The organism is Agrobacterium sp. 22-221-1 (assembly GCF_053522445.1).
In genome coordinates this window covers 58,694-80,277 of record NZ_JBNWCL010000006.1, presented here as the reverse complement: position 1 = coordinate 80,277, position 21,584 = coordinate 58,694, and the positions used below count along the sequence as shown (strand labels likewise).

General features: G+C 61.2%; 18 protein-coding genes. 12 read left to right on the top strand and 6 right to left on the bottom strand.

Features of this window, described 5'->3' with window-relative positions:
* Nucleotides 1–14 precede the first annotated feature (14 nt).
* Nucleotides 15–896: an SMP-30/gluconolactonase/LRE family protein gene (locus tag ACQZ5N_RS11195; RefSeq protein WP_448732911.1), complete on the bottom strand. Its 882-nt coding sequence runs from the start codon at nucleotides 894–896 to the stop codon at nucleotides 15–17.
* A gap of 58 nt (nucleotides 897–954) precedes the next feature.
* Nucleotides 955–1,674, bottom strand: coding sequence for a FadR/GntR family transcriptional regulator (locus tag ACQZ5N_RS11190; RefSeq protein WP_003521683.1), 720 nt, complete (start codon nucleotides 1,672–1,674; stop codon nucleotides 955–957).
* A 301-nt stretch (nucleotides 1,675–1,975) separates the two neighbouring features.
* On the opposite strand from ACQZ5N_RS11190, the gene ACQZ5N_RS11185 reads away from it, so the two are divergent.
* The 12 genes from ACQZ5N_RS11185 to ACQZ5N_RS11130 all read left to right on the top strand — a co-directional run bounded on the left by ACQZ5N_RS11185 (nucleotide 1,976) and on the right by ACQZ5N_RS11130 (nucleotide 18,031).
* Nucleotides 1,976–3,925 carry an ABC transporter substrate-binding protein gene (locus tag ACQZ5N_RS11185; RefSeq protein ID WP_035260480.1) on the top strand — a complete coding sequence of 650 codons (1,950 nt, stop codon included), beginning with the start codon at nucleotides 1,976–1,978 and terminating at the stop codon, nucleotides 3,923–3,925.
* Nucleotides 3,926–4,045: 120 nt separating this feature from the next.
* Nucleotides 4,046–5,032, top strand: a complete 987-nt coding sequence (locus ACQZ5N_RS11180) for an ABC transporter permease (RefSeq protein WP_003521681.1) — start codon at nucleotides 4,046–4,048, stop codon at nucleotides 5,030–5,032.
* Between the two features lie 9 nt (nucleotides 5,033–5,041).
* The gene (locus ACQZ5N_RS11175) at nucleotides 5,042–6,166 is read left to right on the top strand and encodes an ABC transporter permease (RefSeq protein ID WP_020810601.1); all 1,125 of its coding nucleotides are present in this window, start codon (nucleotides 5,042–5,044) and stop codon (nucleotides 6,164–6,166) included.
* 8 nt (nucleotides 6,167–6,174) lie between these two features.
* The gene (locus tag ACQZ5N_RS11170) at nucleotides 6,175–7,899 is read left to right on the top strand and encodes an ABC transporter ATP-binding protein (protein WP_448732910.1); all 1,725 of its coding nucleotides are present in this window, start codon (nucleotides 6,175–6,177) and stop codon (nucleotides 7,897–7,899) included.
* Nucleotides 7,900–7,943: 44 nt separating this feature from the next.
* Nucleotides 7,944–9,131, top strand: a complete 1,188-nt coding sequence (locus ACQZ5N_RS11165) for a galactarate dehydratase (protein WP_448732909.1) — start codon at nucleotides 7,944–7,946, stop codon at nucleotides 9,129–9,131.
* A complete protein-coding gene (locus ACQZ5N_RS11160; RefSeq protein ID WP_448732908.1) occupies nucleotides 9,118–9,984 on the top strand; it encodes an aldose 1-epimerase in 867 nt (288 codons plus the stop codon). The genes ACQZ5N_RS11165 and ACQZ5N_RS11160 overlap by 14 nt, the downstream gene beginning before the upstream one ends.
* 168 nt (nucleotides 9,985–10,152) lie before the next feature.
* Nucleotides 10,153–10,926: a FadR/GntR family transcriptional regulator gene (locus tag ACQZ5N_RS11155; protein WP_448732907.1), complete on the top strand. Its 774-nt coding sequence runs from the start codon at nucleotides 10,153–10,155 to the stop codon at nucleotides 10,924–10,926.
* A gap of 73 nt (nucleotides 10,927–10,999) precedes the next feature.
* Nucleotides 11,000–12,508, top strand: a complete 1,509-nt coding sequence (locus ACQZ5N_RS11150) for an ABC transporter substrate-binding protein (RefSeq protein WP_448732906.1) — start codon at nucleotides 11,000–11,002, stop codon at nucleotides 12,506–12,508.
* A 68-nt stretch (nucleotides 12,509–12,576) separates the two neighbouring features.
* Nucleotides 12,577–13,524: an ABC transporter permease gene (locus ACQZ5N_RS11145; protein ID WP_006311351.1), complete on the top strand. Its 948-nt coding sequence runs from the start codon at nucleotides 12,577–12,579 to the stop codon at nucleotides 13,522–13,524.
* A 12-nt stretch (nucleotides 13,525–13,536) separates the two neighbouring features.
* Nucleotides 13,537–14,409 (top strand): ABC transporter permease, encoded by an 873-nt coding sequence (locus ACQZ5N_RS11140; protein WP_003521670.1) that lies wholly within the window; start codon nucleotides 13,537–13,539, stop codon nucleotides 14,407–14,409.
* A gap of 21 nt (nucleotides 14,410–14,430) precedes the next feature.
* Entirely contained in the window at nucleotides 14,431–16,215 is a 1,785-nt protein-coding gene (locus tag ACQZ5N_RS11135) for a gamma-glutamyltransferase family protein (protein WP_262530645.1), read from the top strand.
* Nucleotides 16,216–16,219: 4 nt separating this feature from the next.
* Complete coding sequence (locus ACQZ5N_RS11130; protein WP_448732905.1) at nucleotides 16,220–18,031, top strand: ABC transporter ATP-binding protein; 1,812 nt, start codon at nucleotides 16,220–16,222, stop codon at nucleotides 18,029–18,031.
* 39 nt (nucleotides 18,032–18,070) lie between these two features.
* On the opposite strand, the gene ACQZ5N_RS11125 is transcribed toward ACQZ5N_RS11130, so the two are convergent.
* The 4 genes from ACQZ5N_RS11125 to ACQZ5N_RS11110 are packed head-to-tail and all read right to left on the bottom strand — an operon-like array spanning nucleotide 18,071 to nucleotide 21,583.
* Complete coding sequence (locus ACQZ5N_RS11125; RefSeq protein WP_448732904.1) at nucleotides 18,071–18,880, bottom strand: inositol monophosphatase family protein; 810 nt, start codon at nucleotides 18,878–18,880, stop codon at nucleotides 18,071–18,073.
* Entirely contained in the window at nucleotides 18,877–19,713 is an 837-nt protein-coding gene (locus ACQZ5N_RS11120) for a glycerophosphodiester phosphodiesterase (RefSeq protein WP_425644611.1), read from the bottom strand. The genes ACQZ5N_RS11125 and ACQZ5N_RS11120 overlap by 4 nt, the downstream gene beginning before the upstream one ends.
* Before the next feature lies 1 nt (nucleotide 19,714).
* On the bottom strand, nucleotides 19,715–20,749 hold the full coding sequence (locus ACQZ5N_RS11115) for an ABC transporter ATP-binding protein (RefSeq protein ID WP_425644610.1): 1,035 nt from the start codon (nucleotides 20,747–20,749) through the stop codon (nucleotides 19,715–19,717).
* A 9-nt stretch (nucleotides 20,750–20,758) separates the two neighbouring features.
* Nucleotides 20,759–21,583 (bottom strand): ABC transporter permease, encoded by an 825-nt coding sequence (locus tag ACQZ5N_RS11110; protein WP_003521664.1) that lies wholly within the window; start codon nucleotides 21,581–21,583, stop codon nucleotides 20,759–20,761.
* Nucleotide 21,584: the final 1 nt, after the last annotated feature.

Sequence of the window (21,584 nt, the reverse complement as noted above, 5' to 3'; positions counted from 1 at the left end):
ATCAAAAGTCATCTTCAGATGGAGAATTTGTGAACGGGCGTGCCGGCGACCGGGGCATCGAATGCGACAACCGTGCCTGCGGTGGTTATTCCGTCTGTCTCGGTGACGAGACTTGTGAGGTAGATCGTCTTGAGGTCGGGACCGCCGAAACACGGCATGGTCGGCCCCTTGAACGGCAGCCTGTAGACCTCGAACAATTTGCCGTCCGGTGAAAAGCGGTTGAGACGTCCCGCCTGAACGCCGGCGCTCCAGTAACAGCCCTCGCAATCGGTCGCCGCACCGTCCGGCCTGCCTTCATCGGGCGCGAAATCGTGCAGGCGTTCGGCCGGGCCGATTCTGCCGGTCGCGGGGTCAAAATCGAATACCTGATACATCAGCCCGCTGCTGTCGGAATGGTACATGCGCCTGCCGTCCGGACTCCAGGCAAGCCCGTTCGATGTGAACATGTCGCCATCGATGATGCATTCGATGCCGCCATCCGGAGCAACGCGATAGAGGCGTGCATTGCCTGTCTGTATCGCGGCCTCGTCGCGGGTCCCCACCCAGAAATGGCCGTCCGGACCAACCTTTCCATCGTTGAGGCGGCTGTTGGGCCGCCCGTCGTCCGGGTCGCAGAGAAGATCGAGCTTGCCGCTCGCGGGATCGAGAAGATGCACGCCGGTCTTGAGGCCGGCCACGATCAAGCCATTGTCGCAAAGCCCGAGACAGCCCACCTGGGCGGGCATGTCGTATCTGTCGAGTTTTCCGCCGGGATGCAGGCGGAAAATGGCGGGCGCGAGAATATCGACGAACCACAGATCGCCGGTTCGCTCGTCCCAGGCAGGCGATTCGCCGACCTTCAGCGGGATATCGATCAGGGAACGGAGCTTCGGTTCTATGATGTGCGGCTGGCTCACTGGTTCCTCTCCCTCATCCGCCCTTTATGATTCTGTTTTCGACATTGCAGGGTGCGGCCTAACTGCCGACGCCCTGAAACATGCGGGCGCGCGCCTTCAATATGTGGTCTTTCATCGCGTCATGCGCGGCCTGCTCGCGCCGCGCAAAAATCGCTTCCACGATGGCCGTGTGCTCGTTCTGCACCTCACGCACATGCTGCGGCGTCCGCTTGAGGCTGAGGCTGCGTGTCACTGACTGGCCGATGGCGAAATGGGGCTTGAACCAGATCCGCACCGTGATGTGGAACTGGTTATGGCTCGCCTTCGCGATGGCTTCGTGCAGGGCAAAGTCTTCCTCAGCACCGAGATCGTTGCGCTCGAGACACTGTTCCAGCGCGGCAATCGCCTGCTCGATACGCACCCTGTCCGCGGCCTGCCAGTTGCGCGCCGCAAGCTCAGCCGCGGAAGCCTCCAATCCGGCCCTGAACTCAAAAAAACGCTGCACGTCGGCCAGCGAGCCGACCGGCACCTGTTGCAACACGGAAGAATCCGGCTGCTGGCGCACATAGGAGCCGGATCCCTTTTGCGAAACGATAAGCTCGTCGTTCCGAAGCCGCTCCAGCGCTTCCCGCACAACCGGCCGCGACGCGCCGAACAGCGACGCCAGATTCTGTTCCGATGGCAGCCGCTCGTTCACGGGAAACCGCCCGTCCGAAATCATGCCGACGATTTTTTCGTAGATGATGTCGCTCAGCCGAGTTTCGCCTCGAGCGGCGGCAGATGCAGTGTGATTGTCCATCAGCAGCCCTTCCGTTGCAAATCGCTGAAGTTAATGGGTTTCCTGCATTTCAATCGCAACAGAAATACCGGGGTTTTTGTGCGCGAGGGGGCTGTCCTACCGATTTTTTCTTCAAGCCTGATCCTGAAAACCGGCCTACAAATAAAAAAGATGTAAAAATCTGTCAATACTTGTAATCATCTGAAAACGCCCATATGGTCTGCCCCTGCCGATGGAGGATCGGCGTGCTGGCTGGCCGGGAGGGCCGTTGCGGTTCGGTGAAAGCCGTCTCGCTGCCGGTGATTTTTTGGGAGGATTGTCGATGCGCGATGGCGAAGCATTTTCACTGGGCGTAACGCGCCGAACCTTTATGGCGGGTGTTGGCGGCGTGGCCGCCCTTTCCGTCATCGGGACCTCGGCGCGGGCTGCTGCCGGCAAACAGGCGCCGGAACTGGAGGCGCTGGTAAAGGACGGCAAATTGCCGCCTTTGGCCGAACGTCTGCCGAAAAATCCGATGGTGGTGACGCCGCACGAGAAAATCGGCACCTATGGCGGCACATTGCGCCGTGGCCTGCGCGGTTCGTCGGACCATAACGGCATCCTGCGCATGGTCGGCAATCAGGGTCTTGTCCGCTGGAACATGGATTTCACCGAGGTTCTGCCGAACCTTGCGGTGAAATGGGAAGTCAACGACGATGCCTCGCAATTCACCTTCCATTTGCTGGAGGGCGCAAAATGGTCGGACGGCCACCCCTTCACAGCCGATGACGTGGTGTTCGCCATCGAGGACTGCATCAAGAACAAGGAGCTTTACAGCGCCACCCCGGCGCAGCTTTCCGTGGCCGGCAAGGCGGTCGATGTCGAAAAAGTCGACGATTTCACGGTAAAGTTCAAATTCGCAGCGCCGAATGCGCTTTATCTCGAAAACCTCGCCACGCCGCTCGGCCAGCATCCGACGCTGTTTCCCAAGCACTATTGCAGCAAGTTCCTGCCGAAATACAACACGGCGCTCGATGCCGATGTGAAGGCGGCGGGTGTCTCCAGCTGGACCGAGCTGTTCCGCGCCAAATGCGGCGATATCGAAATTCCGTCCCGCTGGTCGAATGTCGACAAGCCGACGCTGGACCCGTGGGTGGTGAAAGAACCCTATTCCGGCGGTGCGACACGCGTGGTCATGACCCGCAATCCTTACTTCTGGCAGGTCGATACCGAAGGCAACCAGTTGCCTTATATCGATGAAATCAATTTCGGCATTTCGCAGGATGTCGAATCGCTGATGCTGAACGTCATTTCCGGCAAGATCGATATTCAGGAGCGCCATATCAGCGTTCTCGCCAACAAGCCGACCCTGTCTCAGAACATGAAAAAGGGTGACTACCGCCTGCTGACTTTGGTGCCGTCTGCCGCGCAGCAGTGCCAGATCTACCTGAACATCACCCACAAAGACCCGGCGATGCGCAAGATGTTCGCCGACAAGTCTTTCCGTCAGGCGTTGTCCATCGCGCTCAACCGGCAGGAAATTATCGACATCGTCTATTTCGGCCAGAGCGAGGGCTATCAGGCCGGGCCGCGCCCGACACATCCCTGGTACAATGAAAAGCTGGCGCGGCAATTCACCGAATACGATGCGGACAAAGCGAACGAGCTTCTGGACAAGGCCGGTTACGACAAGAAGAACGGCAACGGCATGCGGTTGCGGCCTGACGGCCAGCCTGTCTTCTTCTCGATTGACGTCATCCCGACGCTCTATCCCGATCTGGTCGATGCGCTGGAACTGGTGAAGGCACAATGGGCGCAGATCGGCGTCGACATCAAGGTCAACACCATCGAACGCGCGCTCTATTACACACGCGGCGATGACAACGCCCATGATGCCGCCGTCTGGCCCGGTCCCGGCGGTCTCGATCCGATGCTCGATCCGCGCGATTTCTTCGCCTTCCATCCGCAGGGTTCGCGTTACGCCATTCCGTGGGCGCTCTGGTACACCTCGAATGGCCAGAAGGGCGAAGAGCCGCCGGAAAGCCAGAAGCAGCGCTTCAAGCTGTTCGATGAGGCGCGCTCGACGGCCGACCTTGCCAAGCGTGGCGAGAAGATGAAGCAGATTTTCGACATTGCGGCGGAAGAGTTCGAGACAATCGGCCTCTGCCTTGCGGTGGGCGGTTTCGGCATCATCCGCAACAATCTGCGCAATGTGCCGGAAACGGAACCCGACAGCTGGACCTGGCCCAATCCCGGCCCGGCGCTGCCGCAACAGTTCACCTTCACAAGCTGACATCGTCACATGGGCGTCGCTGCCGTCACGCGGCGACGCCTCTCAGGTTGCTTCGACCACCCACAGCCGTCTCCTTGGTGGAGGGCGGCGCGTGCGGCACAATGTGATTGCGAGAACGACATGTTGCTTTTCATCGTAAAACGCCTGCTGTGGATGATACCGTCCCTGTTTGCCGTCAGTTTCCTTGCCTTTGTCCTGATCCAGCTGCCGCCCGGCGACTATGTGACGACCTATATCGCCACATTGGCCGCTTCCAACGAGGTCATCGACCACAATACGGCGGCGCAGCTGCGCGAACGTTTCGGCCTCGATGACCCGATGATCGTGCAATATCTGAAATGGATATGGGGCATCGTCAGCCGCGGCGATTTCGGCATTTCGTTCGAATGGCAGCAGCCGGTTTCAGGCCTCATCTGGGAGCGCATGGCGCTGACGCTGGTTCTGGCCATCGCAAGCCTTCTCGCAACCTGGGCCATCGCGCTTCCCATCGGCGTCTTCTCCGCCGTGCGCAAATATTCGATCGGCGATTATCTCTTCACCGCCTTTTCTTTCTTCGGCCTTTCCATACCCTCGTTCCTGCTGGCGCTGGTGCTGATGTATGTCGCGGCGGTGGAGTTCGGGGCCGATGTCGGCGGGCTGTTTTCCGCGGAATATGAGACCGCCTCGTGGAGCATCGCCAAGATGATGGACCTGATGGCCCATATCTGGCTGCCTGTTGCCATCCTCGCTGTGTCCTCCACCGCAAGCCTCATCCGTGTCATGCGCGCCAATATGCTGGACGAGTTGCCCAAGCCCTATGTCACCACCGCGCGGGCGAAGGGACTGTCGGAGTTCAAGCTGCTGACGAAATATCCGCTCAGAATTGCGCTCAATCCGTTCATCTCCACCATTGCATGGCTGTTGCCCAATCTCATTTCGGGCTCCGTGGTCGTCGCCATCGTGCTCAATCTGCCGACGGCCGCGCCTCTGCTCCTGCAGTCGCTGATGGCGCAGGACATGTATCTCGCCGGCGCTTTCGTGCTGCTGATCTGCGCGCTGACGCTGATCGGATCGCTGATCAGCGACATCCTGCTTGCGCTGGTCGATCCGCGCATCCGTCTCGAATAGGAGGGCGCCATGAGCGATATCACCATGACCACCAATGCCCGGCAGGACCGCGCCGCCGTCGCCTCGCAGTGGCAGCTCATCTGGTGGGCCTTCAAGCGCCACAAGCTGGCCATGGCCGCCCTGTTCATCACCATCGCCATGTATATCGTCGCGCTGGTGCCCGGCTTCTTCGCCATCAACGATCCGGTGCTGCAGAATGCCCGCGCCACCTTCCATCCGCCGCAGCGCGTCCATTTCATCGACACGACCGAGGGTTTCTCGCTCGGGCTGCATTATTATCCGCTGAAGCTGACCCGCAATCCTGAAACGCTGGCGGCCGTCTTCGTCGAAGATACGGCGAAGAAAATCCCGGTCCAGCTTTTCGGTCGCGGTTACGAATATTCCGTCTTCGGCCTGTTCACCACGGATATCCATCTGTTGGCCTCCACCGATAAAACGCGCCCGCTCTTCCTCTTCGGTGCGGATCGTCTCGGCCGAGATGTCTTCAGCCGCGTAGTGCAGGGTGCCCAGGTTTCTTTGTCCATCGGTCTTGTCGGCGTTTTCTTCTCGTTGCTGCTCGGCGTCGTTCTGGGAGGCATTTCAGGATATTACGGCGGCCGCATCGATTTCGTCATGCAGCGTGTGATCGACTTCGTGCTATCGCTGCCCACCATTCCCATCTGGCTGGCGCTGGCCGCCGCCCTGCCGCAGGGTTGGCCTGCCACGCTGCAATATATGATGATCACCATCATCCTGTCCCTGACCGGCTGGGCGCAGCTTGCCCGCGTCGTGCGCGGCCGGTTCCTGTCGCTCAGAACCGAAGAATTCGTGGCTGCGGCGCGGCTGGATGGCGTGCCGGAAGGGCGCATCATCTTCCGCCATATGCTGCCGAGCTTTTCGAGCCACATCATCGCTTCTGTCACGCTTGCGGTTCCGGCGATGATCCTTGCGGAAACCTCGCTGTCCTTCCTGGGCCTCGGTCTCCAGCCGCCGACCATTTCCTGGGGCGTGCTGCTTCGCGAGGCGCAGAATATCCGCTCGATTGCGACTGCACCCTGGCTGTTCCTGCCCGGTGTGGCGGTCGTCATTGCCGTCATGGCGCTCAATCTGCTCGGCGACGGTCTGCGCGATGCAGCCGACCCCTATAATAAGTGAGGCCCCGGATGAGCGACATTCTCTCCATGAAGCCAGCCAAGCCGCTGCTTGAAGTCCGTAATCTCGTGACCGAATTTCCGGTCAGAAACGGCGTTTTCCGGGCCGTCAACGACCTGTCTTTTTCCATCGATCCCGGCAAGACGCTCTGCGTTGTCGGCGAAAGCGGCTCCGGCAAATCCGTCACCGCCCGCTCGATCCTGCAGATCATCGACAGCCCCGGCCGCATTGCGTCCGGGTCGATCATCCTCAACCGCGCCGACGGCACCTCTCTGGATCTGGCAAAGCTCGATCCGCGCAGCCGGGCCATCCGCTCGGTGCGCGGCGCTGACATCGCGATGATCTTTCAGGAGCCGATGTCGTCGCTTTCACCCGTGCATACCGTGGGTGACCAGATCACCGAAGTCCTGCGTCTGCATCTGAAGATGAGCAAGGCGCAGGCGCGGGCCGAGGCCATCGAACTGTTGCGGCAGGTGGAAATCCCCAATCCCGAAAAGGCGCTGGATCGTTACGCCTTCCAATATTCCGGCGGCATGCGCCAGCGTGCGATGATCGCCATGGCGCTGGCCTGCAAACCGCAACTCCTGATTGCCGACGAACCGACGACGGCGCTCGATGTGACGACGCAGGCCGAAATCCTCGACCTGATATCGCGGCTGCAAAAGGCGCATGGCATGGCGGTGCTGTTCATCACCCATGACATGGGCGTGGTGGCGCAGATTGCCGATGACGTGCTGGTCATGCATCACGGCGTCGCCAAGGAATATGGCACCGTCGATGAGATATTCCACAGCCCGCAGGACGCCTATACCCGCATGTTGATCGGCTCCGTGCTGAAACTGGAGCAGAAGGCGGAAATCCGGCTTGCGCGGCCTCCGCTCGATTTAACGGCTGCGCCGGTGCTCGAAGTGAATGACCTTTCCATGCATTTCGGCGAGATGAAGGCGCTGGATGGCGTGTCGATCAAGCTATTGCCGGGCGAAACACTCGGCATCGTCGGCGAAAGCGGTTCTGGCAAGACCACGATGGGCCGTTCCATCATGCGTCTTTACGATCCGACCGGTGGCGCGATGCTCTATCGCCGGGCGGATGGCAGTGTGGTCGATCTGGCCAGGATCGAGGGCGCCGAGCTGAAAGCCGCACGGCGTGAATTACGCATGGTCTTCCAGGACCCTTTCGGCTCGCTCAATCCGCGCATGACGGTGGCGCAGGTCATCGGCGAGCCGTTGCTGGTCAACGGCATTGCCAAGGGGAGGGAGCTGGATGAACGCGTCTGTGCGCTGATGGAGCAGGTGGGACTGGACCCAAGCGGGCGCGAGCGCTATCCGCACGCCTTTTCCGGCGGCCAGCGCCAGCGTATCGGCATCGCCCGCGCCATAACCCTGAAGCCGCGCATCATCGTGGCGGATGAGGCGACGTCGGCGCTCGATGTTTCGGTGCGGTTCCAGGTGCTGGATCTTCTGATGCGGCTGCAGGATGAGCTGGGGCTCGCCTATATCTTCATCAGCCACGACATCGGCGTCATCCGCTATATGTGCGACCGCGTCGGGGTGATGTATCGCGGCAAGCTGGTGGAAGTGGGAGACGCCGAAAAGGTCTGCAATGCGCCGGATCATCCCTACACGCAGGCGCTTCTTTCCGCCATTCCGCGCCCGGACCCGCGCGACCGGGATTGCACCCGCAGATTCCGCTACGTCGAACCATCCGAAGTCAAGAACGGGGCCGTCGCGCGATAGTGCCGGGCCTGTTGCACGCTGCAATTCATGAGGAAGACTGAAGCATGAAAATCGATCGTATGCGGGTATTCGTCACCCGCGACAAGGACCGCCCCCGTGTCATCGTCGCTCTCGATACCGATGACGGTTTGACCGGCTGGGGTGAATGTTACAATCACGGCCCCGATCTCGCCCTGCCGCCGGTGCTGGACTACCTCTACAGCTTCCTTGCCGGGCAGGACCCGACACGGGTGGAATATCTCTACAACCTCCTGCTCCAGCAGAACCGCTTTCCGCCCGGCGCGCTCGGTCTGTCCGCCATCTCGGCGCTCGATCATTGCCTCTGGGACCTCGCAGCCAAGGCGGCGGGCGTGCCGGTCTACAAGCTGCTGGGCGGCGAAGTGCGCGACCGTATCAAGGTCTATGCCGGTGTCTACACCGCTCCGGATGCGCCGGCGGCGAAGGAGGAATTCGACCGTCTGAACGAGGACTGGGGCTTCACAGCCTTCAAGCTCAGCCCATGGCGCGTCGATATTCACGCCCATCGCTGGGGGGAGGTGGTGCGCAGTTCCGCCGAATATTTCCGCTCGCTTCGCGAAACCGTGCGGCCCGACTACGACATCGCCTTCGACGCCCATGCCAAGATTTTCGAGCCAGCGGCCGCCCGCCAGCTTGGCAATGCGCTTGCCCCTTACGATCCGCTGTTCTTCGAAGAGCCTTTGCGTCCCGAAAACATCGAAATGTGGGGAGACTTAAAACAGGGGCTGAACTGCACGCTGGCAACGGGTGAAAGCCTTTATAATCGCAATGAATTCCTGCGTCTTCTTCAAGTGAAGGGTGCGGATATCATTCAGCCCGACATCTGCGTCGTCGGCGGCATTTCGGAGATGCGCCGCATTGCCACGCTTGCGGAATCCCATTTCGTCAGCATCGCTCCGCATAACCCGATGGGACCGCTCGCCACCGCCGTCAATGTGCACTTCTCCGCCGCCCAGCAGAATTTCCGCATTCTCGAATACCGGCTGCCGAAAGGGCAATGCTACGTTTATGGCGGCACCGATCTCGAAAAACGCGAGGATGAAACCCGCTATGTCGTCGACCCCTACCTGCCGAAGGACGGGTATCTGGAACTGAGGCCGGACCGCCCCGGCTGGGGCGTGGAGATGGATGAAAAAGCCATGCAGGAAGATGGCTATGTTCACTGGCAAAGACGGGTGCCGAAACGGCCTGACGGCTCCTATGCCTTCGCCTGAAACGGTTGCGATTGCCTGCGGGCGGCTCTCCGCCCGCCTGCGCCCCGCCTGGGGTGGGAGAATGACCCATCTGCGGCACAAGGACTACGGCGATATTCTGGTGCCGACAACGGAGCAGGAGTTCGAGCCGTTCAACTGGCCGAGGGCCGGCGCATATCCGCTGTTTCCCTATCACAACCGCCTCTATGACGGGTCCTTCGTCCATGCGGGTATCCGCCATGACCTGCTGCCGCATCCGGCGCTTGCGCCTGACGCCATGCATGGCCCGGCTCACCGCCGGCCGTGGGCGATTTCAGATCTGTCTCCGGATCGGGTCTCACTGGTCTTGGACTACGAGGCTGACGGAGAGTGGCCTTTTTCCTTCCGCGCCGAGCAGTCTTTTCTGCTGGAGGACGACAGCCTTACCGTGGGGCTGTCGATAACCAATTTCGCGAATGGGCCAGCGCCGATGTCGCTGGGCTGGCATCCCTATTTTGCCGCCGGGCTCGGTTGCGACGCGCGGACGGACGCCAAACTGCAATATCCTCTGGACGCGCAGAACGTGCCAACCGGCCAGCCGGCAATACCTCGCCCGAACCCCGCCATTCCCGCCGCAACGGGATACACATTGCATTTCACCGATTGGTCAAGCGCGCGGGTCGACTTCGACAGGTTTTCACTACAGCTCGAAGCCGATCCCGTTTTCGGCCATCTGGCTGTGCACCGCATGGAGCGCTATCTCTGTCTTGAGCCCGTTTCCATGGCCGCCGGAGCGCTTGGTTTGCCGCAGGCGCAGCGGGAAGGGCAGGGTCTCGGGACGGTTGCTCCCGGCGAGCGCGTGTCGGGGCGCATCAGGCTCTCCATTAATCTTTAGGAGGGGCGGGTGCGTCCATGACGCCTAACCGCCCACCGTTCACCTTCAAAAAACGCCACATGCCCATATTTTGAGCGCCAGTTATTGTCGCTCAAAAATAAGCTTGACGGCGGCAAAAATTTCTCACCAAATGAACCAATATAGGATTGGTTCAATAAATGGTGCGACTTGACGGTGAACCCTAACGACAACTCCAACTACGCTCTGGCGAAGTTGCGGGAGTACATTCAGACGCAGGATCTTGCGAAAGATCGTCGCCTGCCGACGGAGCGGGCCTTCGCGGAAACCTTCAATGTCGGCCGGCGTGCGGTCCGTCGCGCTCTTGAAGTTCTGGAAGCCGAAGGTCTGATCTGGCGGCGGCAGGGGGCGGGAACCTTTGTGGGTGAAAAGCCGGACGATTGGTCCGCTCAGGTCACAGAACTCGTCGCCGGCACGGATATCATGGAAATCATGGAAGTGCGCCTGCGCATCGAACCGCAGCTGGCGCAGCTTGCGGCCATGCGCGCCAAGCCTGCCGAGGTGGAACGCATGCGCGCCCTCGTCCAGAAGACCGGCCAGAGCACGGATGCCGACGCCAAGGAGTTGTGGGATGGTTCACTTCACCGCCAGATCGCCCAGAGCGCCGGCAACAAATTGTTCCTGTCCATCTTCGATGTCGTCAACCGCATTCGCCAGGACGATGCATGGCAGTCGATACGGGAACTGGCGCGCCGCAGCGGCACGAACGGCAAGGCTTCCTTCGAGCAGCACATAGCGATCGTCGATGCCATCGCCGACCGCGACCCCGCAAGAGCCGGCGAAGCGATGCGTCAGCACCTTCTCATGCATCAGGAAAGGCTGATCCGCGCCACCTCGCTCGGCTTTCTGGAGGAGAAAACCGGAGAAGACATTGCCGCCCGCGGCACGGGCGATGCCGATAATCCGCTCACGCCGGCCTCATAGGCAGCAGGGCAGACCTGCCGGCCTTTCAGGGCCGGCCAATGAAAACAAAGATAACCAGACCAGAGGATAGAACATGAAGAAAATCAAGACATTGACTGCGGCCTTATTGGCCGGCGTATTCCTGTCCACGCCGGCCATTTCGTCCGAATTGCGCATCGGCCTTAACGATGACGCAGACGTTCTCGACCCTGCGCAATCGCGCACCTTCGTCGGCCGTATCGTTTACACCGCCATGTGCGACAAGCTCGTCGACATTTCGCAGGACATGAAGATCGTTCCCCAGCTTGCCACCGAATGGGCCTGGTCCGAGGGCGGCAAGGTGCTGACGATGAAGATCCGCGACGGAGTGAAATTCCACGACGGCGAGACACTGGATGCGGCGGCTGTGGTCGCCACCATCGAGCGCAACATGACCCTGCCGGAATCCCGCCGCAAGAGCGAGCTTTCCTCGGTCGAAAAGGTCGAAGCCACCGGGCCTCTGGACGTCAAATTCACCCTGAAGACGCCTGACGTCACGCTGCTGGCGCAGCTTTCCGACCGCGCCGGCATGATCGTCGCGCCGAAGGCGGCCAAGGAACTGGGCGCGAATTTCGGTTCGAAGCCGGTCTGCGCGGGACCGTTCAAATTCGTCGAGCGCATCCAGCAGGACCGTATCGTGCTCGAGAAATTCGCCGATTATTGGGACAAGGACAAAATTCTGGTCGACAGGGTCGTTTATCTGCCGATCCCCGATACGACCGTGAAGCTTGCCAATCTTCGCTCGGGAGACCTCGATATCGCCGAGCGCATCTCGGCCTCCGATGCCGAGTCCGTCAAGAACGACGCCAATCTGACCTATGCGGATGTCATCGGACCGGGCTACATGGCCATGTATGTCAATATCAACAATGGTTCGCGTGCGGATAATCCGCTCGGCAAGGACAAGCGCCTGCGTCAGGCCTTTTCCTATGCGATAGACCGGGAAGCCATCGGCCAGATCGTTTTCGAGGGCACGTCCAAGGCCGGCAATCAGGCCTTCCCGCCCACAAGCCCGTGGTTCAACCAGAACCTGCCGGTGCCGGCGCGAGATATCGACAAGGCCAAAGCGCTGATGAAGGAGGCGGGTTACGAAAAGCTCGACATCGAGCTTCAGCACGCCAACAACACGACGCAGACGCAGATGATGCAGGTCATCCAATCGATGGTCGCGGAAGCGGGCTTCAACGTCACCCTGAAGGCCACGGAATTTGCGACGCTTCTGTCCGAGCAGACCGCCGGTAACTACCAGCTCAGCCGTTCCGACTGGTCGGGACGTATCGATCCGGATGGCAATCTGCATCAGTTCGTCACCTGCAAGGGCGGCATCAACGATGTGAAATATTGCAATCCCGAGGTCGACAAGCTGCTGAACGAGGCCCGCGCCTCGACCGAGGATGCGGTGCGCAAGGAAAAATACGATGCCGCGAGCGTCATCCTCAACGATGACATGCCGATCATCTATCTCGGCCACCAGCCCTATGCCTATGCCATTTCCAACAAGGTTACGGGCTGGGCGCCGTCGCCGGATGGCATGATCCGCCTTCTCGGCGTTTCCAAGGACTGAACGCTTCGCATGCGCCGCACGGCCTTGCCGTGCGGCCCTCACGAATTGGCACGAACGAGGGCCATGCCATGCCTGTTTATATCGGCAAGCGACTGCTGGTCGCGATCCCGACGCTTCTGATCATCTCCATCTTCGTCTTCTCGCTGCAGAAACTGCTGCCGGGCGATCCGGTGCTTGCCATGGCTGGCGAGGAGCGCGATCCGGCGACGATTGAATTCCTGCGGGAGAAATATCGCCTGAACGACCCCGTTCCACTGCAATATCTCAACTGGCTGGGCGGCGTCGTGACGGGCGATTTCGGCATTTCGCTGCGCACCAACCAGCCGGTGCTGGAGCTTATCGGCCAGAAGCTGCCGGTCACCATTCAGCTTGCGGTGATGGCGATGTTCTTTGCCATGGTCATCGGCATTCCCATCGGCATTCTGGCCGCCGTCAAGAAGAATACGTGGATCGACTACACGGCCAATATCGTGGCGCTTTCCGGCCTCTCCATCCCGAACTTCTGGCTCGGCATCATGCTGATCCTGCTGGTGTCGGTCAAACTCGGCTGGTTGCCGGCATCCGGCTATGAATCGATATTTGTCGATCCCGTCCGCTCCATCGAAACCATGATCATGCCGGCCTTCGTGTTGGGCAACGCGCTTGCGGCGACGCTGATGCGCCATACACGTTCGGCGATGGTGGCGGTGCTCAGTTCCGATTATATCCGCACCGCCCGCGCCAAGGGGCTTTCGCCGCGCGAGATCATCCTGTCGCATAGTTTCCGCAATGCGCTTCTGCCCGTCATCACATTGCTGGCGCTGCTTTTCGGAGAGTTACTGGCCGGCGCGGTGCTGACGGAGCAGATATTCACCATTCCCGGCTTCGGCAAGATGACGGTCGATGCGGTGTTCACCCGCGATTACGCCGTCGTGCAGGGCATCGTTCTTTGCACCGCCGTCGGTTTCATCCTCATGAACCTTCTGGCCGACATTGCCTATGTCCTGCTCAACCCCCGCCTCAGGGCGACGATCTGAGGCCCCGATATCATGACCGTTCTCGATCAAAACCTCTCCGTAGCGGTAACGCGGCAGGAAAGCCGCGCCTGGAAGAAGATGAAGCGCAACAAATCCGCGCTTGTCGGCATGGTTATCGTGCTGTTTTTCGCCGTCCTTGCCATCGCCGCGCCGATCCTGCCGATTGCCGATCCGGTGGCGACCAGCTGGTCGGCCATCCGCAAGGCGCCCTCGGCCGCCCATTGGCTCGGCACCGACGATCTCGGCCGAGACATCCTCTCCCGCATGATCTATGGCGCGCGCGCCTCGCTGATGGCGGGCGTCGTCTCGGTGATGATCGCCGTGGTCATCGGCGTGCCCTTTGGCCTGATTTCAGGTTATTTCGGCGGCTGGGTGGATATGGTCATATCCCGCATCACAGAAGCGTTGCTGGCCATGCCGTTTCTCATCATGGCGATTGCGCTTGCCGCCTTCCTCGGCCCGAGCCTCACCAATGCGATGATCGCCATCGGCCTTTCCGCCATGCCGATTTTCGTGCGGCTGACGCGTGGGCAGGTGCTGGCGGTCAAGACCGAAGATTATGTCGAAGGCGCAAGGTCCATCGGCCTCAACCACATCGACATCATGACGCGTTACATCCTGCCGAATGTCTTCGCCCCCATCATCGTGCAGGCGACCCTGACGGTGGCGACCGCCATCATCGCGGAGGCGAGCCTTTCTTTCCTCGGCCTCGGCCAGCAGGCGCCTGCGCCCTCCTGGGGTTCGATGCTGAATACCGCGAAGAATTTCCTCAGCCAGGCGCCGTGGATGACGATGTGGCCCGGCATCGCCATCTTCCTCGTCGTCATCGGCTTCAATCTTCTGGGCGACGGCCTGCGCGACGCGCTCGATCCGCGCGAAGCATGATTTTTTACAAGGAATATCGGAATGAATGAATTCACCACACGCCCTGAAATCCTTGGCACCTTCGGCGTCGTCACCTCAACGCACTGGATCGCATCGGCCGTTGGCATGGCGATCCTCGAAAAAGGCGGCAATGCTTTCGACGCCGCCGTCGCCACCGGTTTCGTCCTCCAGATTGTCGAGCCGCATCTGTGCGGTCCGGGCGGCGATATGCCCGCCGTGTTTTATTCGAAGCAGAAGGACAAGGTGGAAGTCATCTGCGCACAGGGTCCGGCCCCGAGCGGTGCGACGATTGAACATTACACGTCGGAAGGGCTGAAGCTGATCCCCGGCGACGGGCTGCTCGCCACCGTCATTCCCGGCGCTTTCGACGGCTGGATGCTGATGCTGCGCGACTATGGCACCATGAGCGTGCGCGAAGTGCTGGAACCCGCCATCTATTATGCCGAGCACGGGCATCCGACATTGCCGCGCGTCTCCGCCACCATCAAGGGTCTGGCCGATTTCTTCGAGAAGGAATGGCCGACATCCCATGAGACGTGGCTGCCGGGTGGCGCGGCACCCGAGCCTCACGCCAATTTCCGCAATCCGGTTCTGGCCGCGACCTATCAGCGGATCGTCACCGAAGCCGAAGCGCGCTCCGGCCGCGAAAACCAGATCGAGGCGGCACGCGATGCCTTTTATCGGGGTTTCGTAGCGGAAGCTATCGACAGTTACGTGAGGACTGCGGAAGTCATGGATGCCAGCGGCGCACGGCACAAGGGCGTGTTGACGGCGCAGGATATGGCGGACTGGAGCGCGACCGTCGAAGCGCCGCAGACGCTCGACTATCACGACTGGACGATTGCCAAGACGCCCGCCTGGGGGCAGGGTCCGGTTCTGCTGCAATCGCTTGCGCTTCTGAAAGGCTTCGACATTGCGGCCATGGACCCCTCCGGTCCCGATTTCATCCACACCATCGTCGAAGCCATGAAGCTCGCTTATGCCGACCGCGAGGTCTATTACGGCGATCCGGAATTCGGCCAGATCCCGACGGAATATCTCCTGTCGGAAGGTTACAATGCCGGACGCCGCGCGCTGATAAGCGGCGAGGCCTCGCTGGAGCTGCGCCCCGGCACCGTGCCGGGTTACGAAAAGCAGGTGGACGCCACCATGGCCATGCTGGCCGAGATGAGCGGCACCGGCACGGTCTACGAGCCGACCATGTCGCATCTGACGGAGAAGCGCGGCGATACGGTGCATATCGATGTCATCGACCGCTGGGGCAACATGGTCTCCACCACGCCTTCGGGCGGCTGGCTGCAATCCTCGCCCATCGTGCCCGGCCTCGGTTTTGCGCTCAATTCCCGCGCCCAGATGTTCTGGCTGAAGGAAGGCCTGCCGACCTCGCTTGCACCGGGCAAACGCCCGCGCACCACGCTGACGCCTTCGCTTGCGCTTCATCAGGGGCGTCCGTCCATGGTGTTCGGCACGCCTGGTGGCGATCAGCAGGACCAGTGGCAACTGCCCTTCTTCCTGCGTTATGCCCATCACGGCAAGAACCTGCAGGCCGCCATCGACATGCCGCTGTTCCACACCGCGCATTTTCCGGGTTCGTTTTATCCGCGCACCAGTTCGCCGGGTGAAATCACCGTGGAGAGCACCGTGGGCGAAGCGACCTTGCAGGAGCTTCGCCGCCGCGGGCACCGCGTCACGGTTGCCGATGCATGGTCGGTCGGGCGGCTCACCGCCGCGCGTCGCGATGCGGATGGCCTGCTGCGCGCCGCCGCAACACCGCGGCTGATGCAGGCCTATGCGGTAGGGCGGTGACACCATGGAGACAAAACCCGTCCTTTCCGTCCGTAACCTCACCACCTCCTTCCTCGTTGATGGCGCATGGAAGAGCGTCGTGCGCAACGTGTCCTTCGATGTCGCGCCCGGCGAAACCGTCGCGATTGTCGGTGAATCCGGCTCCGGTAAATCGGTGACGTCGCTGTCTCTCATGCGCCTGCTTGCCCCGGCCTCCAGCCGGATCGAGGGTGAAGTGCTGCTCAACGGGCGCGATCTTCTTGCGCTTTCCGAAAGAGAAATGCGCGGCGTGCGCGGCAACGATATCTCGATGATCTTTCAGGAGCCGATGACCTCGCTCAATCCGATCTTCACCATTGGCCGCCAGATTTCCGAAGTGCTCATCCGGCACAAGGGGCTTTCGAAGCAGGAGGCGCGGGCGGAGACGGTGCGGCTGCTGGAAAAGGTTCGCATTCCGAACGCCTCCGGTCGTTTCGACGAATATCCGCACCAGTTTTCCGGCGGCATGCGCCAGCGGGTGATGATCGCCATGGCGCTCGCCTCACGGCCGAAACTGCTGATTGCCGACGAGCCGACGACGGCGCTCGACGTCACCATTCAGGGCCAGATACTCGATCTGATCAAGCTGCTGCAGGAAGAGGAGGGCATGTCCGTTCTCTTCATCACCCATGACATGGGCGTCGTGGCCGAAATCGCCGACCGGACGATCGTGATGTATCGCGGCGATGAGGTTGAGACCGGACCGACCGAGGACATCTTCCGGCGCGGCAAGCATCCCTATACGCGGGCGCTGCTTTCGGCGGTGCCGAAGCTCGGCTCGATGCGCGACCGGCAATGGCCGACACGGTTTCCGGTGCTCGACATGAAAACCGGCCTTTCGAGCGAGCCGCAGGAGGTGGCGGGGACCGTTGCGAGCGGGCAGACGCCGGTCCTGTCGGTCCGAAACCTTGTGACGCGTTTTGCCATCCGCTCCGGCCTGCTGGCACGCCAGACGGGCGCAGTCCATGCGGTGGAAAACGTCTCCTTCGATCTGTTTCAGGGGGAAACGCTGTCGCTGGTGGGTGAATCCGGCTGCGGAAAATCCACCACCGGCCGCTCGATCATGCGGCTTGTGGAGCCGACGGCCGGCGACGTGTCGCTCGACGGTTACGACGTGATGCGGCTCGATACGGTCGGCCTTCGCAATATGCGCAAATCCGTGCAGATGATCTTTCAGGACCCGTTCTCGTCGCTCAATCCGCGCATGACGGTTGGCACGGCGATTTCCGAGCCCTTCATCAAGCACAAACTGGGCAACACCAGACAGGCGAAGGAAAAGACTGCCGATCTTCTCGAAAAGGTGGGCCTGTCCGCCGATATGGCCAGCCGCTACCCCCATGAATTTTCGGGCGGCCAGCGCCAGCGTATCGCCATTGCCCGTGCGCTTGCGCTCGATCCGAAGGTCATCGTCGCCGATGAAAGCGTCTCGGCGCTCGATGTTTCCATCAAGGCGCAGGTCTGCAACCTGCTTCTCGACCTGCAACAGAGCCTCAACCTCGCTTTCCTGTTCATCAGCCATGACATGGCGGTGGTGGAGCGCGTCAGCCATCGTGTGGCGGTAATGTATCTCGGCGAGATCGTGGAAATCGGGCCGCGTGCGGCGGTTTTCGACAATCCGCAACATCCCTATACGAAAAAGCTGATGGCCGCCGTGCCGGTGCCAGACCCGGCAAGGCGCGGGATAAGGCGCGGCATATCCAATGACGAGCTGAAAAGCCCGATACGGGCCATGGGATATGAAACGCCGGTGCGAAACTACAGGACGGTGTCGCCCGGCCACCTGGTGCAGGTGGCCTGAGACGATTGCTGCGGCATGGATGCTCCGAAGAGGAAGGCGTTATGTAGGGTTCTTGGGCGGAACGCCGCGCAGGTGCTCCATGAGATAGGCATGGGTCGTGGCATTGGCGACGATCAACGTACCGGTCTTCTCATAGAATTCCGGTCCGCGGCCCCACCAGTCGGTCACGATGCCGCCGGCCTCCTGCACCAGCAGAATGCCGGCTGCCGTGTCGACAAATCCCGTTTCCTCGTAATAGCCGGTCAGCCGGCCGCAGGCGACGTAAGCGCAGGAATTGGCGGCGCTGCCGACCACGCGGACCGCGCCGATGGGCGCACGAATGGCGTCGAGGCGCTGATAGGCGCCGGGATAAAGCTGGAGATTGGGCGTGGGCAGGCCTGTGCCGACGCACATCAGGGCGACATCGGTGCTGGCATTGACCCGCAGGCGCTCGCCGTTGAGATAGGCGCCGTCTCCCTTGATCGCGGTGAACATCTCGTCGGAAACGGGATTGTAGACCAGCCCGCAGATCGTTTCATTGCCGCGGCGAAGCGCGATGGTGATGGTATAGTGCTGGCCGAAGAGGAAATTGGTGGTGCCGTCGATGGGGTCGACCAGCCAGCGGTGATCCCGATCCGTCCCTTCGACGGGTGCGAATTCCTCGCCGGTCAGGCCCCAGGGATATTGCCCGAGCAGACGGTCGCGGATCAGCGTTTCGGAGTCCCTGTCCGCATCGGAAACGAAGTCCCCCGGTCCCTTGACGCCGATCTCGATCTCGCGGAAGCGCCTGAAATGGTCGAGCGTCAATGCGCCGGCTTCGCGGGCGGTGGCGACCATGTGGTCGAGGATGGTGCTGTAATTGACAGTCATCGGCTGAAAACCTCGGCGAGCCCTTCCGGATCATCGGTGGTGATCTGGTCCACCTTAAGCCGCAGGAGGCGTTCCACCTGTTCTATGGATTGCGGCGTGACGCTGTTGATCGTCCAAGCATCGACCCGGCGGCCGGCGGCATGGATGGGGGCGATGATATCGACACCCGCATCCTCGGCGGCAAGAATGATCTGGTAATCGACATAGATCATTCCGGCGGCGGGTGCCGTAGCCAGGGCCTGTTCGATGAAGCCTGAAAAGTTTCCGTCCTTCTGCAACTGGGCGAGTGTATCGTCTTCACAAGGGTCATATCCGGTCTTGAGATCAGGAACCGATGTCGCAAGCGTCGCGATGGCGTCGAAATCGCCGCCGGACAGGATCATTGCGCCCACCAGCGGTGCGATGCTGTCGCTGAAACCTGCGACCACCTGCGGAGTAAGCGCCTGCCGGTCTTCCTTGAAATCGAGCTGGAGCAGGGCGTCGGGATGAACGGTGTCCTCGGCAAGCAGGGCGCAAAGGTCTTCGAGCAGCATTACCTTCGCATCGATGGGCTGGCCATCATTGTCGCGCAAATGAAGCTGGCGCAGGGTGGCGGCGGATGTATCGCGTACCCGGCCGGTGCCGGTGGTCTCCCGTTCCAGCGTCCGGTCATGCAAGACGGCGCAGCCGTGATCCGCGTGAATGACGAGATCGACCTCGATGCTTGCACCGAGCCGCATCGCCTCGATGATACGCTCGCCGGTAAAGACCGGATCGCCAGCGCGGCGGCGGGCGCGATGCCATTTGAGCCATGTTCTGTGGCCGTCGCGGTCGATAAGGATCGGCTGGTTCATGTCAGCTCCGGTAGATTGGGCGGTTGTCGCGATAGGCCGTGACGGCACGGGGCGAAATCTGTACGCCCTGTCCCGTCTGGAACATATCCGGGTGGGCGACCATGGATTTGATCCTTGTACCATCGGCAAGATCAAGGTCGACAAGGCCATGGGTGCCATAATCCGTCACCCGGTGCACACTTGCTTCCGGCGTTTCGGAAATCGTCAGATCGATGGCTTCCGGGCGAACGGCGAGAATGGCCGGTCCGTCGGAGACGGCAAGCGGCAAGCTGAAACCGGCGCGCATGAAGTTTCCGTCTGAAACTGCGCCCTCTATCATGTTCATGGTGCCGATGAAGCCGGCGACGAACGGGGTCTGCGGCTCGCGATAAATCACATTCGGCCGGTCGATCTGTTCGGTCTTGCCGTTCGCCATCACGACGATGCGGTCGGCCATGGAAAGGGCCTCATCCTGACCGTGGGTGACGAACAGTGTGGTGATGCCGAGACGCTGCTGAATATCGCGCACCTCTTCCCGCAGCCGCTCGCGCAGATGCTGGTCGAGGCTGGCGAAGGGTTCGTCGAGAAGCAGGATTTTCGGTTCGAGAACCAGCGAGCGGGCGAGCGCCACACGCTGCTGCTGGCCGCCGGAAAGCTGGCTGGTGGCGCGCTCGCCATAACCGGAAAGCCCGACGAGCTCGAGCACGGCCTCCACTTTTTCTCTGATCACGGCAGCCGGCATGCGGCGCAGCTTGAGGCCGAAAGCGAGGTTTTTGAAGACGTTCATATGGCTCCAGAGCGCGTGGCTCTGAAAGACCATGCCGGTCGGCCGTCGTTCCGGCGGCAGGTGGGTGACGTCTTCGCCATCGATGGTGATCTGCCCGCCCGTCGGCTGCTCGAAGCCGCCGACCATGCGCAGCAGTGTCGACTTGCCCGAACCGGAGGGGCCGAGAAGGCAGACGAGTTCGCCATCGGCGACATCGAGCGAGAAGCTGTCGACTGCCTTGGTCCCGCCGGAATAGGTTTTCGTGACCTGGCGGATGTGAAGTACGGACATGATGATTTCCTAACCGCCGAAACCGCGGGCGAATGCGCCGCCACCGATGACGCGGCGGGCGAACATGAGGGCAATGAAGGACGGCACCCAGAGCAGGACGGACAGAACCGCGCCATACTGGATGACCATCTGGTTGTTGATGTAGCTGATCATCAGCACCGGCATCGTTCGAATGCCGGGCGCACCGATCAGCCATGCGCCTTCCGTCTCGTAAAAAGTGCCGACGAAGCTCAGCAGCACGGCGGCGGCAATGGTCGGTCCCGCCTGCGGCAGGGTAATCGACCAGAAGACCCTGAGGGGACTCGCGCCGACATCGCGGGCCGCCTCTTCCATGCGCCGGTCGACGGCCTGAAATGCCGCCACGGGAATCCAGATCATGAACATCAGCGTGCCGACGAGCTGGATGAGAACGACGCCCCAGAAGGTGCCGATGAGGTTGAGCTGCAGGAAAATGGCGGCAATCGCCACCAGAAGCCCGAATTTCGGGAAGGCGTGGCCAGCAAGGAAGGAGAAGAACAGCAGGTTGCGGCCGGGAAAGCTCATGCGTGCAAAGGCATAGGCGGCGGGAAGGCAGATCACCGCTGAAAGCAGCGTTACCACCGTTGTCAGCCGCAGGCTCAGCATCAGCGCGTTCCACACATCGGCGCGGCCGAGCGTCTGGCCCCAGAAGCGGAAACCGAACTGCTGGGGAATGACGTTGGGAAAACGCCAGACCTCGGTGAATGCCCAGGTGCCCACCACAAGCAGCGGCCCGACGATGGCGACGGTGAGAAGGGTGGCGAAAAATATGCCGGGCCAGTCCATGCGCGTTCGCGCCGGCGTGAGGGTCGTCATG

Coding starts and splice junctions, on each gene's coding strand:
- ACQZ5N_RS11130 (WP_448732905.1), top strand. CDS start 16,220: ATGGAGACAAAACCCGTCCTTTCCGTCCGTAACCTCACCACCTCCTTC.
- ACQZ5N_RS11120 (WP_425644611.1), bottom strand. CDS start 19,713: ATGAACCAGCCGATCCTTATCGACCGCGACGGCCACAGAACATGGCTC.
- ACQZ5N_RS11125 (WP_448732904.1), bottom strand. CDS start 18,880: ATGACTGTCAATTACAGCACCATCCTCGACCACATGGTCGCCACCGCC.
- ACQZ5N_RS11180 (WP_003521681.1), top strand. CDS start 4,046: ATGTTGCTTTTCATCGTAAAACGCCTGCTGTGGATGATACCGTCCCTG.
- ACQZ5N_RS11165 (WP_448732909.1), top strand. CDS start 7,944: ATGAAAATCGATCGTATGCGGGTATTCGTCACCCGCGACAAGGACCGC.
- ACQZ5N_RS11170 (WP_448732910.1), top strand. CDS start 6,175: ATGAGCGACATTCTCTCCATGAAGCCAGCCAAGCCGCTGCTTGAAGTC.
- ACQZ5N_RS11185 (WP_035260480.1), top strand. CDS start 1,976: ATGCGCGATGGCGAAGCATTTTCACTGGGCGTAACGCGCCGAACCTTT.
- ACQZ5N_RS11145 (WP_006311351.1), top strand. CDS start 12,577: ATGCCTGTTTATATCGGCAAGCGACTGCTGGTCGCGATCCCGACGCTT.
- ACQZ5N_RS11175 (WP_020810601.1), top strand. CDS start 5,042: ATGAGCGATATCACCATGACCACCAATGCCCGGCAGGACCGCGCCGCC.
- ACQZ5N_RS11115 (WP_425644610.1), bottom strand. CDS start 20,749: ATGTCCGTACTTCACATCCGCCAGGTCACGAAAACCTATTCCGGCGGG.
- ACQZ5N_RS11150 (WP_448732906.1), top strand. CDS start 11,000: ATGAAGAAAATCAAGACATTGACTGCGGCCTTATTGGCCGGCGTATTC.
- ACQZ5N_RS11110 (WP_003521664.1), bottom strand. CDS start 21,583: ATGACGACCCTCACGCCGGCGCGAACGCGCATGGACTGGCCCGGCATA.
- ACQZ5N_RS11135 (WP_262530645.1), top strand. CDS start 14,431: ATGAATGAATTCACCACACGCCCTGAAATCCTTGGCACCTTCGGCGTC.
- ACQZ5N_RS11140 (WP_003521670.1), top strand. CDS start 13,537: ATGACCGTTCTCGATCAAAACCTCTCCGTAGCGGTAACGCGGCAGGAA.
- ACQZ5N_RS11160 (WP_448732908.1), top strand. CDS start 9,118: ATGCCTTCGCCTGAAACGGTTGCGATTGCCTGCGGGCGGCTCTCCGCC.
- ACQZ5N_RS11190 (WP_003521683.1), bottom strand. CDS start 1,674: ATGGACAATCACACTGCATCTGCCGCCGCTCGAGGCGAAACTCGGCTG.